Source organism: Psychrobacillus sp. MER TA 171, from assembly GCF_023713305.1.
In the GTDB taxonomy this organism is placed as follows: domain Bacteria; phylum Bacillota; class Bacilli; order Bacillales_A; family Planococcaceae; genus Psychrobacillus.
Window position 1 is genome coordinate 1 of record NZ_JAMAWN010000005.1, and the last position, 12,672, is coordinate 12,672.

General features: G+C 37.2%; 11 protein-coding genes. 8 read left to right on the plus strand and 3 right to left on the minus strand.

Annotation, left to right across the window (positions count from 1 at the left end; all coding sequences use genetic code 11):
- Window positions 1-324: 324 nt before the first annotated feature.
- Window positions 325-633 carry a YtpI family protein gene (locus tag M3627_RS06440; RefSeq protein ID WP_169360326.1) on the minus strand — a complete coding sequence of 103 codons (309 nt, stop codon included), beginning with the start codon at window positions 631-633 and terminating at the stop codon, window positions 325-327.
- Between the two features lie 91 nt (window positions 634-724).
- Between M3627_RS06440 and M3627_RS06445 the strand changes: the two genes are divergently transcribed.
- Window positions 725-1,657: a DHH family phosphoesterase gene (locus M3627_RS06445; RefSeq protein WP_251553356.1), complete on the plus strand. Its 933-nt coding sequence runs from the start codon at window positions 725-727 to the stop codon at window positions 1,655-1,657.
- 10 nt (window positions 1,658-1,667) lie between these two features.
- Window positions 1,668-4,721, plus strand: a complete 3,054-nt coding sequence (gene dnaE / locus M3627_RS06450) for a DNA polymerase III subunit alpha (protein ID WP_251553357.1) — start codon at window positions 1,668-1,670, stop codon at window positions 4,719-4,721.
- A 373-nt stretch (window positions 4,722-5,094) separates the two neighbouring features.
- Here the strand turns inward: dnaE and M3627_RS06455 are convergent, their stop codons facing one another.
- Entirely contained in the window at window positions 5,095-5,382 is a 288-nt protein-coding gene (locus tag M3627_RS06455; RefSeq protein ID WP_251553358.1) for a hypothetical protein, read from the minus strand.
- 492 nt (window positions 5,383-5,874) lie between these two features.
- On the opposite strand from M3627_RS06455, the gene M3627_RS06460 reads away from it, so the two are divergent.
- The 6 genes from M3627_RS06460 to M3627_RS06485 all read left to right on the plus strand — a co-directional run bounded on the left by M3627_RS06460 (window position 5,875) and on the right by M3627_RS06485 (window position 11,664).
- On the plus strand, window positions 5,875-6,519 hold the full coding sequence (locus M3627_RS06460; protein ID WP_481900289.1) for a FadR/GntR family transcriptional regulator: 645 nt from the start codon (window positions 5,875-5,877) through the stop codon (window positions 6,517-6,519).
- The gene (gene accD / locus M3627_RS06465; protein ID WP_169360322.1) at window positions 6,520-7,389 is read left to right on the plus strand and encodes an acetyl-CoA carboxylase, carboxyltransferase subunit beta; all 870 of its coding nucleotides are present in this window, start codon (window positions 6,520-6,522) and stop codon (window positions 7,387-7,389) included.
- Window positions 7,383-8,348, plus strand: coding sequence for an acetyl-CoA carboxylase carboxyl transferase subunit alpha (gene accA, locus M3627_RS06470; protein WP_251553359.1), 966 nt, complete (start codon window positions 7,383-7,385; stop codon window positions 8,346-8,348). Before accD ends, accA begins: the two co-directional genes overlap by 7 nt.
- A gap of 71 nt (window positions 8,349-8,419) precedes the next feature.
- A complete protein-coding gene (gene pfkA / locus M3627_RS06475) occupies window positions 8,420-9,379 on the plus strand; it encodes a 6-phosphofructokinase (protein ID WP_251553360.1) in 960 nt (319 codons plus the stop codon).
- A 37-nt stretch (window positions 9,380-9,416) separates the two neighbouring features.
- The gene (gene pyk / locus M3627_RS06480; RefSeq protein ID WP_251553361.1) at window positions 9,417-11,177 is read left to right on the plus strand and encodes a pyruvate kinase; all 1,761 of its coding nucleotides are present in this window, start codon (window positions 9,417-9,419) and stop codon (window positions 11,175-11,177) included.
- A 94-nt stretch (window positions 11,178-11,271) separates the two neighbouring features.
- On the plus strand, window positions 11,272-11,664 hold the full coding sequence (locus tag M3627_RS06485) for an FxsA family protein (protein WP_251553362.1): 393 nt from the start codon (window positions 11,272-11,274) through the stop codon (window positions 11,662-11,664).
- On the opposite strand, the gene M3627_RS06490 is transcribed toward M3627_RS06485, so the two are convergent.
- Entirely contained in the window at window positions 11,642-12,616 is a 975-nt protein-coding gene (locus M3627_RS06490) for an AI-2E family transporter (protein ID WP_353056454.1), read from the minus strand. The two genes, M3627_RS06485 and M3627_RS06490, sit on opposite strands and share 23 nt — an antisense overlap.
- Window positions 12,617-12,672: the final 56 nt, after the last annotated feature.

The following is a 12,672-nucleotide window of genomic DNA, read 5'->3' on the forward strand; positions in this document are numbered from 1 at the left end:
TAGAAAGAAATTAAACTTACATTTTTTGGTTAAACCAAAAAGTGTTAATTTCATATGGTCTAATTTTCAAAAATACCAGTTCATATGAGAGTGAATGACGTAAATTTTTCTTAACTTGATAGCTATGCTACGGGATGAGTGAGACAGATAAGACCTCACAACCACGCGCGATAGCGATGGGTGAGGGCTTATCGCTTACCCCGTGGAAAGCGTCCGGCTGGGGCGGAAATCAATTTTACTCTCTGATTTAAGATTTCTTTGCATCATAAATCAACCCTACTCTTTAACATAGCCTAAATAAAAAAGATGCGGCATTTTGCCGCATCATTGATTTAAACTAAGCTCTTCTTGTACAAACTGACCGTAGTGTTTGGCTGCTTTATAATGATGGTACATAAAATACCCGCCGATTAATACAAAGATGATAGATACTACATAAGTGAGTGTTGATTGATAAATCAACATAAAGTTAAAGCCGAAAAACAATATAAACGCTCCAAGACAAACGGAAGCCTTCGCGGTATACCATTTTTTGCGAATAGGAAGTGTTGCACGAAGCTGTTTTGTTTTAAAATAAAAATACCATACAAACGAGACGATAATACCTAAAACTAATATTCCATTTAATATCATGATGTACCTCCAATAAAAGTAATGCTATTTTTATTGTAAAGGTAAACTTAAAAAAAGGCGAATAGTAATGCGTCTCTATGGAGGAAAAATTATGAAAAGACAAATCATTGACACAATCGAGAGCTATGACAAGATTATTATACATCGCCATGTGAGGCCAGATCCTGATGCCTATGGCTCCCAAATTGGCTTAAAGGAATTACTTGCTTTAAATTACCCGAACAAGAAGATATGGGCAACAGGCACACACGATAGCACCCTAGACTTCCTAGCAAAGCCTGATACTGTTACAGACGAGGACTTTAAGGATGCTCTAGTAATCGTTACGGATACAGCCAATACGGAGAGAATAGATGACAGTCGATATAATTTAGGTGAATTTTTGATCAAAATAGATCACCATCCGAACGAAGATGCATACGGAGACCTATTATGGGTAAATACAGAGGCAAGTTCTGTAAGTGAAATGATTTGTGAGCTCTTCTTCGATGGGGAGGAATATAAGGGATGGAAAATGGATTCGACTATTGCCCGCCTATTATACGCAGGAATTGTAGGGGACACCGGAAGATTTATGTTCCAAAGCACGACTGAGCAAACAATGCTTTATGCAGGCAAACTAATCTCCTACGGTTTTGATCGAACAGAACTATTTAATGGTATGTATGAAGTAGAGAGCAACATGCTTCAGTTAAAAGGCTATATTTACGCTAATTTTGAAATGGAAAATGGCGTAGGACATATGAAGTTAACAAGAGAACTTCTGCAAAAATACCAAGTGTCAGAATCTGAGGCTTCCTTATTGGTAAGTGCCTTGTCAGACGTGAAAGGGATGAAATGTTGGGTTTTCTTTATAGAAGACGAAAAGGAAATCCGCGTTCGATTACGTTCCAAGGGTCCAGTTATTAATGGAGTGGCTAAAAAGTATGGTGGCGGTGGACATCCTTTGGCTGCTGGAGCTACTGCTTATTCATGGGAGGAAGCGGACAAAGTTTTAGAAGACTTAAAAAAAGCTGTAAATTGAGGTGTTATGAATGCAAACAGTATATTCCCAAATTGTAACCTCAGCGGATATGCTGAAAAGTACAATTCAATTGGAGCAGCTCATTGAAAAGCTGAAAAAAAATAATGCAAAGGTGGCAGCCATTACAAACAGTATGTTGTATGGTGTGTTGCCTTTTTGGCATACGCTTATAAAAAATGAAATACAGCCGGTTATTGGGCTAACCATCAAGGTGCAGCTAGACAATGGTCCGGTGTCTTTAGTAGTTTATGCGGAGAATAATAAAGGCTATGAAAACATCTTAAAAATTTCTAGTGCAATGGAAACGAGAGAGCTAGATTTACTACCAAAGAAATGGCTGAGTGCATACAGAGAAGGATTAATAGCTGTGTATAAAGCGGATTCCTTGCTCTCAAAAGATAATCTGATAGAACTAATGGCCATATTTAAACCGAGTTGCTTATTCATTGGGATAGAGCGTCCTAGCGGAAAACCGACGGAGGAAGAGAGTTTTGTTAGAGAAACAGCTGAAGAACTAGATATTGCGCTTACTGTTTATCACGAGTGTCGGTATGTAGATAAAGAGGATGCGTTTGCTTTTGAAGTGCTGCATGCAATGGACCAGTCCGTAAAGATGACAGATTTTCAAAGAAAAAAACCAAAGCCAGACGCTCACGTACTTTCTTACGAGGAATGGAATGAATGGTTCGCAGATGTCCCAGAGTGGATTTCTAATACAAAAACAATGTTAGAGCGTTGTATGGTTGTATTCGATAAGAAAAAGCATATAATGCCGAAATATCCTTTGCCAGTAGATGTGAATGCCAAGGATTATTTAGTATCTCTTTGCAAGGAAGGACTAAAAGAGCGAGTTCCACTTTATACCCAAGCTTATTTAGACCGTTTGCAATATGAAATAGACGTTATAAGTCAGATGCAATATGAAGATTACTTCTTAATCGTCCAGGATTTCATGAAGTATGCAAAGCGTTCCAATATTTTAACAGGACCGGGAAGGGGTTCCTCTGCCAGCTCCCTTGTAGCTTATACTTTATATATTACAGATGTAGATCCTCTCCAATATGGACTCCTATTTGAACGATTCTTAAACCCTGAACGTATCACGATGCCCGATATAGATATTGACTTTGCTGACTCAAAAAGAATGGAAGTAGTTCGCTATGTAGCGGAAAAGTATGGACAAAATCATGTTTCTCAAATTATTACATTTGGTACCTTGTCAGCGAAAGCAGCTGCCCGTGAAGTAGCAAGAGTATTTGGATTTGAGGCTAGCACCATGAACGCCATTTCCTCGTTTATACCTTCCAAACTAGGAATTACTTTAAAGGAGGCTTACGACCAGTCACCTAAACTAAGAGAATTTATCCAAACAGAAGATATGCGTAAAAAGTGGTTTGAAGTTGCTCTAAAATTAGAGGGACTACCAAGAAATGCATCTACCCATGCCGCAGGAATAGTGTTATCCCCACAACCTTTAGTAAATACTGTCCCAATTCAAAAGGGGCATGATGAGATTTATTTAACGCAATGGCCAATGAAGGAAGTGGAGGAAAAAGGCTTATTAAAGATGGACTTTTTAGGATTGCGAAATTTAACAATAATTGAGCGAATTCTTAAATCGATTCATGGTAAGAAGTCTTCTATTTCTTTAAAGGATATACCATTAAATGACGAACAGACGTTTAGCCTTCTTCAAAAAGGCGATACAACGGGAGTATTCCAGTTAGAGTCAGCTGGTATGCGTAATGCATTAAAACAAATTAGACCGACTAGATTTGAAGACATTGTAGCAGTTAATGCACTATACAGACCTGGCCCGATGGATAGCATCCCTCTATATGCAAAACGTAAGCTTGGACAGGCACCTATTACTTACGAGCACCCAGTTTTAGAGCCTATATTAAGAGAAACATATGGAATTATTGTGTATCAGGAACAGATCATGCAAATTGCCTCCAAAATGGCTGGCTTTACATTTGGCGAGGCTGACTTGCTTAGAAGAGCCGTTAGTAAAAAAAATAGAGAAGTTTTAGAAAAGGAACGTCATCACTTCGTCCAAAAAGCCAAACAGCTCGGTCATGAGGACCAGGCAGCCACTTCTGTTTATGATTTAATCGTCCGTTTTGCAGATTATGGGTTCCCGAAAAGCCATGCTGTTGCATATAGCGTTATTTCTTATCAAATGGCGTATTTAAAGGCTCACTATCCATTAGAATTTTACGGTGCTCTCTTAAGTACTGCGATAGGGAATCAGGAAAAGATTAATCAGCTTGTAATCGAGATGAAACAAAGAGGTATTGCTGTGTTACCTCCTTCTATTTTTAAAAGTCAATCATCCTTTAGTGTAGAGAACAATGGAATTCGCTTTGGCCTTCAGGCGATAAAGGGGATCTCGTATCCATTCACGCAAAAGCTTCTACAGCAAAGGCATAAACGGACAACGAAATGGGAAGATATTTTTGACATGGCTTCTGATTTGTCTGCTGTTTTCTTTACTAGAAAAAATATCGAGCCACTTGTAAAGGCTGGAGCGTTAGATGAATTTGGAGTGGAGCGTTCTACGTTATTAGCAACTATAGATGCTGCCGTAAAATATGCGGAGCTTGTCAGTCCTACAGAGGAAACGGATTTATTTGAAGGAGACTCTTCTCCTTTCGGAAAATCAAAATATATTAAAATGGATCCGTTACCAATCATGTCAAAGTTAGAATTTGAAAAAGAAGTGCTTGGTCAATATTTTTCAGAGCATCCAACAGTCTCTAAGAAAAAGATGGATAATAACATCCAGCATATTTGGGATATTCAACAGTCTTCGAAGGATTCTTATGTGAAGGTTATTGGAATGGTGGAGGATATTAGAAGGATTCGGACAAAAAAAGGAGAAGCAATGGCTTTTGTCACCGTCCAAGATGATACCGGGACAGTTTCTATTACTTTATTTCCGGATGATTTTGCTAAATTTAATACCCTTCTAAAAGAACAAGCTATTCTTTTTATAGAAGGTAAGAAAGAGACTAGAAATGGTAGAGTACAAATAATTGCGAAGAATATCTCTACCTGTTGATTACTAATATGTTCAAAGATTTTGGATATGGTTACCTAGTGTGAGAAAGATAAGCCATCACCACGTGCGCATAGCGACGGTGATGGCTTATTTTTTTGTTGTTCATAAGGCTATTGTTAAAGGGAAAAGTGTCACACGCGTCCGGTACTTATGCTATTCGATTAACTTCTCTTTTTAAATAACAAAATGACATTCCATATCAACCCAATAACAATGCATATTATTGAAAGGAAAAATGTAAGCCAATAAAAGCTTCCTGCTGGAACGGTGAACTGCGCCAAAATAAATAATATGATTCCAAAAAACAAATACATGTGTGGTAATACAAATCTATTCATTGTCCTTGCACCCTTCCTGATTAACTAGAATATTCTTATCGGATAGCCATTTTTTTATCTGATTTATTGATTACTAATAAAATAATTCCTAAAATACAAGGAAATAAATATATTACTAACATCGTTTCATCCAGGAATTTAAGCATTTCATAATCTGGGAAATTAATATTTCTTTTAATATATGCTATGAAATTAGGAACAAATAAAATCCAGTAAATAACCGTCATTACTATCAATTGTATTTTTGACGCAAATATCAGGGTTAATACGAAAAAAAAAGTTGTTAATGCTGCTAAAAAAATGAATGATTTCAACTCTTCCATGCTATAAGTGACTGGTGTATAGGTAGTCAATAATAGTTTCCTCAAAAAACACAAAATAAGTAAAACTATTGAAAAGAATACACTGATTGTAAAAGATATAATTTGACTAAGTTTCATATATATATATTCCCCCTTCAATGAATCTCACTCTTTTTCATACCTATAAAGAACTTTTCCTTAAAAGAAAAAACGCTCAATTACTCAATTTCTACTTCACAAACTCGATTTAATTTTAACATAAATATCCAGTTGACGTGAGCTGATTTTAAACAGACGTAGGGTATACGTGTCACCATATCTGTTAATCAATGAGATACTTTTATTTTTGCCGACGTTTGGTGAATTAGTTGCCACAACATTTGTTTCTGCACTCAAATAATCTTTGATAAATAAAGTAATTAATGTTTTTTCTTTACGTAATGGAAGATTTTATGTATCCTATTATTTATAAGTGGTCTGACCACTTTGTAATTTATGGAAGAGTGATGTAGTTTGAATTCAGATAAGGCCTCAAGAAAAATGTTTCTGGAAATTGTAAAACAACTGAGACAGCTTATTCATGATGAAAAAGTACCTATTGGTGGAAAATTACCTTCGGAAAGAGAGCTTGCAGAACGACTACAAGTTGGAAGATCTTCCGTAAGAGAAGCACTTCGAAGCATGGAATTACTAGGCTTAATAGAGACTAGAAGGGGAGAAGGAACTTTTCTTTCAGATTATCGAAAACATAAACTGGTAGAAGTGCTATCGACCTTTATTCTGCAGGAGGCTAAGCCAAAGGAAGATGTCCATATCACAAGAGAGGCACTTGAAAAAGATGCTATTAGAAAGGTATGTCTTTCCGAAAAGCTACATAAACTTTTAATTTGGGATGCTTTTATAGAAAAATTGCAGTTGGAAGAAGTGCAAAGAGAAGACATTATTAGAGAAATCCTAATCTTATCGGACAATCGCCTTGGCTTGAAAATTTGGTTTTTATTGAAGCAATATGGTGAAGAGCCTTATCGTAGCTACATGACTTTAGAAGAGAAAGGAATTTGGACTCAATTGCTAGAATGTATAAAGCTAGGAGATGAGAAAAAAGGAATTTCTTTTTTTGAGGATTGGCTATTGTTACTAAACAGGGGAGATGTTTAAATGAGCATTCGAGATATATTTAGAAAGAACCAAAAAAGAAAATATGCGACTATACCATCGGAGAAAGCACATGATGTTCCTGAAGGAATTATGGTTAAATGTCCGGAGTGTAGGAAGAATGTTTTCACCAAGGATCTTATGAAAAACTTAAAGGTTTGTCCTTCCTGTGAACATCATATGAAAATGACAGCTCAAGAACGTATTGATATTTTTCTAGATGAAGACACCTTTGTTTCAATGGATGATCATTTAGAAACAGTAAATCCATTAAATTTTCCTAGCTACACGGAAAAGGTTAAATCAGATTCTAACAAAACAGGCTTGAATGAGGCGGTTTTAACTGGCATTGGGAAACTGAAGGAACATACGGTTGTAGTGGCAGTAATGGACTCCCATTTCCGTATGGGATCTATGGGATCAGTAGTCGGCGAAAAAATTACGAGAGCAATTGAAAAAGCAACGGAGCTGAAAGTTCCTTTTATCATTTATACAGCGAGCGGTGGAGCAAGAATGCAAGAAGGCGTATTGTCTTTAATGCAGATGGCAAAGACATCTGTTGCTTTAAGAAGACATAGCGATCATGGTTTATTATATATTTCTATTTTAACTCACCCAACTACTGGAGGAGTCTCCGCAAGCTTTGCCTCAGTCGGAGATATTAATCTAGCAGAACCACGTGCACTTATCGGATTTGCTGGAAGACGAGTCATTGAACAAACCGTTCGTGAGAAGCTGCCAGACGATTTTCAAACAGCTGAATTTTTAATGGAGCATGGACAGCTGGATGCAGTTGTACACCGACAAGAAATGAGAGACACGGTAGCGAATCTAGTTAACTTACATGTCCAAAAGGAGGTAGTCGTATGGTAAAGGTACTTCCATTTGAGGAGCCAATCGTACAGCTTAAAAATAAAATAGAAGAAATTAAAGAGTACACTGCAACAGCAGAAGTAGATATGTCTATTGAGATTGAAAAGCTGGAAGAGAGACTAAGAAAACTAGAAGTGGATATATATGAGAATATGGAGCCATGGGATAGAGTTCAAGTAGCTCGCCATCCAGGCCGACCTACTACTAGAGATTATATACAACGGTTGTTTACTAATTTCATAGAGCTTCATGGAGATCGTTCGTACGGCGATGATGCTGCTATTATAGCAGGAATAGCGCTATTGAACGGAAATCCAATTACTATAATTGGGCATCAGCGAGGAATAGATACAAAGGAAAATATAAAACGGAATTTCGGTATGCCTCACCCTGAAGGTTATCGCAAGGCACTTCGTTTGATGAAACAAGCAGAAAAGTTTAATCGTCCGATCATTTGTTTTATAGATACAAAGGGTGCCTATCCAGGTAAGGCTGCTGAAGAAAGAGGGCAAAGTGAAGCAATTGCTAGAAATTTAGTAGAGATGGCTGGCCTAAAGGTACCTGTGATTAGCGTTGTTATCGGAGAAGGAGGAAGCGGAGGAGCGTTAGCGTTAGGTTTGTCTAACCATATTCATATGCTTGAAAACTCTACCTACTCTGTTATCTCACCGGAGGGAGCTGCGTCTATTCTTTGGAAGGATGCCTCGCTCGCGAAGGAAGCAGCAGAAGCGATGAAAATTACCGCTCCAGACTTAAAAAAAATGAATATAATTGATACAATTATAAGAGAGGTTCATGGAGGAGCACATAAAGATATTGAAAAGCAAGCAGAGTACATGAAGGACGTGCTTGTTAGCTCATTAAGAGAACTATCCATGCTCTCACCAGAAGAATTAGTAGAAACACGCTACAAAAAATTTAAGCAAATTGGTCAATTTAAAGAAAATGCGTCTTTATAGACGCATTTTTTTTGAAAGTTTCTCATGTTACACTTATAGTTAATAGAGGTAAGTTTGGAGGGGATAGAGAGATGAAACGTATTGGTGTATTAACTAGTGGCGGAGACGCTCCAGGTATGAATGCTGCAATTCGAGCAGTTGTAAGAAAAGCCATATTTGAAGGTATTGAAGTTGTCGGTATTTTACATGGCTATCAAGGATTAATAGAAGGAAAAATGGAAAAGCTGGATCTGGGTTCTGTTGGTGACATCATCCAAAGAGGTGGAACAAAGCTTTACTCTGCGAGATGTCCAGAATTTAGAACAGAAGAAGGCCAATTAAAGGCAATTGAACAGTTGAAGGCTAATGAAATTGATGGACTCGTAATTATTGGGGGAGACGGATCCTACCGTGGATCTATGACGCTTACAAAGAACGGGTTCCCATGTGTTGGGATTCCAGGTACTATCGATAATGATATTCCAGGAACTGATTATACATTAGGTTTTGATACTGCGCTTAATACAGTAATTGAATGTATTGATAAAATTAGAGACACTGCCACTTCACATGATCGCACCTTTATCATTGAAGTCATGGGAAGAGATGCTGGAGACTTAGCTTTATGGGCTGGGCTTGCAGGAGGAGCAGAAACCATTATTGTTCCTGAGGTAGAGATGGATATTACAGAGGTAGTGGAACGTTTAGAAAGTGGAACTGCACGTGGGAAGAAACATAGTATTATTGTAGTAGCAGAAGGTGTAATGAGTGGGCAGGATTTTGCTGCAAAACTTAAGGAGCATGCTAATATTGAGACGAGAGTTTCAGTGCTAGGGCACATTCAACGCGGTGGTTCTCCTACAGGACGAGATCGTGTGTTGGCTAGTTTATTTGGGGCAAAAGCTGTAGAAGTGTTAATGGCTGGTACTGGAGGCCGTGCAATTGGAATCCAAAATCATCAAGTGGTAGACTATGATATGACAGAAGCATTTGAAAAAACGGAAGAATTCGATTTAGATATGTATCGCTTATCTAAAGAGTTGTCTATTTAAGATTACATAAATTACAGCAACAGGAAGGATTAGATGTATGAGAAAAACTAAAATAGTTTGTACAATTGGACCAGCAAGTGAATCAGAGGAAACATTAGAAAAGCTAATTGAGGCCGGCATGAATGTTGCTCGCTTAAACTTTTCTCATGGTAGCCATGAAGAACATGCTGGAAGAATTGAACGTATTAAAAAAGTAGCTAAAAGATTAGACAAAATCGTTGGAATCTTACTGGATACAAAAGGCCCTGAGATTCGTACACATAAGATGGAAAATGATGCGATTGAGCTTGCATCTGGGCAATCCATTGATATCTCTATGACAGAAGTGCTGGGCAATAATGAGCGTTTCTCTATTTCCTATGAAAAGTTAATAGAGGATGTACAGGAAGGGTCTATTATATTACTTGATGATGGGCTGATCGAGCTTATCGTGAAGGGAATAGATCTAGAAAATGGAATTATTCATACGTATGTACAAAACGCTGGAACTTTAAAAAACAACAAGGGTGTTAACGTACCAGGAGTTTCTGTGCAATTACCAGGTATTACAGAAAAAGATGCAAAAGATATTCTCTTTGGTATTGAACAGGATGTGGATTTCGTTGCTGCTTCTTTTGTTCGTAGAGCTAAAGATGTACAGGAAATCCGTGAGCTTTTAGAAAATAATAATGGATCTCATATTCAAATCATACCTAAAATTGAAAACCAAGAGGGTGTCGATAATATTGATGAAATCCTTCAAGTTTCTGATGGCTTAATGGTTGCAAGGGGAGATCTTGGAGTAGAGATTCCTGCTGAGGAAGTTCCATTAGTACAGAAATCACTTATTCAAAAATGTAACGAAGCAGGTAAGCCGGTTATTACTGCAACACAAATGTTAGACTCCATGCAAAGAAATCCTCGTCCTACACGTGCAGAGGCAAGTGACGTGGCAAATGCAATCTTTGACGGTACAGATGCGATTATGCTTTCTGGTGAGACAGCTGCAGGGCTATATCCACTTGAAGCAGTTCAGACGATGGATAAAATCGCAAAACGTACCGAAAATGCAATTGATTATCGTGCTATTGTTAACAAGCTAAGCAAGGCAAGAGAAGTTAATCTAACAGATGCAATAGGGCAAGCGGTTGCTCATACTGCCATTAACTTAAAGGTTAAAGCGGTTATTGCTCCGACAGAAAGTGGACATACAGCTAAAATGATTTCTAAATTTAGACCTGGTGTGCCTATTATTGCAGTGACATCTACTGTAAAGCCATCTAGATTACTGACATTAGTGTGGGGAGTATATCCGATAGTTGGTAAGAAAGCATATTCTACGGATGAGGTACTTGAAATTGCTGTAGAGGAAAGTATCTTACAGCATTATGTGACACACGGAGATTTAGTAGTAATCACTGCAGGAGTTCCAGTTGGACAAGCAGGTACTACTAACTTAATGAAAGTTCATGTTATTGGAGACATGGTAGCAAAGGGGCAAGGGATCGGAAAGAAAACTGCCTTTGGTAAAGCAATCGTTGTTAATAACGCAAAGGAACTAGAAGGTCAGGATACAAGTGAGAGTATTATCGTAACCATTGGCTCTGACAAAGATATGGTTCCTGCTATTGAAAATTGCAAAGGCTTGATCACAGAAGAGGGTGGCTTAACAAGTCATGCCGCTGTTGTTGGTTTAAGCTTTGGAATTCCTGTAATAGTTGGTGTACACGATGCAACGAAGCTTATAGAGAATGGTCAAGAATTAACGTTAGATGCTGAAAGTGGAGTAATCTACAATGGGCAAGCTAGCATTATTTAATATGATATTCTAAGAATTTATATATTCTCAAGACAAGTGCCTCACATAAAGTGAGGCACTTGTTTTATACTTAGTATAGAAGGACGGTGTCTTTATGAAATGGATAATAGGTTTGTTTGTAGTAGTTCCTGCAATTGAGTTATATATTTTACTTTTAGCAGGCAAGTCATTAGGAGCTTTCAATACACTTTTACTAATCATGGCCACTGGAATTATTGGTGGGCTTGTAGCAAAGCGTCAAGGGATGAAAGCTTTCCGTGAGGTTTCGGATAGTGTGAAAAACTACCAAGCACCGGGTGAATCAGCGATTAATGGGATTTGTATTTTCATTGGTGCTATTTTAGTAATACTACCAGGGTTTGTCTCTGATATTCTTGGGTTTTTATTGCTGTTCTCTCCAACGCGTAAGCTGTTCAAACCTTTGTTTTATAGATGGGTTAAGAAAAAGATGAAAAATGGTCAAGTCATCGTGATGAAGTCTTCATAGACCCTCCCCATTTGTTAGCTATTAAATAGATGAATGGGCTGAAAAGAATACCAACAAAGCCAAATATTAATACTGCCGCAGCACTTAAAAAGAATACATGGACAGCTTTAATCTGCATAGAAGCCGACCAAAGTAAATTGTCTACTATATGTCTTGTAAGCTGCACAAAAATATAAAGCAATAAAATAATACTGCCAAATAGTTTCGCGTCTAGCAGGAAGAAATAAATACTCATAGGTATTAAAATTATGCCAGTCCCAAGAAAAGGTATGCTATCTACTAAAGAAATTAAAAAAGCATTTTTTATCGGGTTATGTAGACCAAGCACGCTAAAGCCTATAGAAAGTAAAATAAATGTAATTAACAATAACTTCATTTCCACGCCCAAAAAGCTATTAACTACCTCCGAAGACTTCATGACTACTTTATGAAAGAATTCTCTTGTTTTCACTGGGAAATAGATCAGGAACCAAAGTCTATTCTTTGTAGACTCATACAACGAAAAAAAAAGTCCAATGCTAAAAAGAAGTACTTCAAAAACATAGGTAGGCAGATGAGTAAGATTCACCAATAAATTATTTAAAATGGTGTTTAATAGCTCTTGGAACTTGTCTTCAAACATTAGAAATATAGGATGCTTTTGCAAGTCATCAAAAGGTAAATATAAAAGATGCTCATGCAGAAGAGGTATAAGCGTGACTAATGATTGAAAGATGAAATATACGAAAAGTAAAAAGCTACTTAATATAATTACCTCTGTTAATAGTACGCTCACTATAATTGGCAGCCTGAGTTTCTTGTGAAAGAAATTAGACGTTGGAAATAATAGATAACCGCACAGGATAGATAACGTTAAAGGGTAAGCAATGAAAAGGATTAATCCAATGATTCCAATTGGCATCCAATAAGATATAATATCTTTCTTGTTTATTTGAAAACTAACTATATTCATCCATTCTTTTCTCAGTATAAATTGATTGAAAAGTTATTTTTTAATAATTTTAAGCG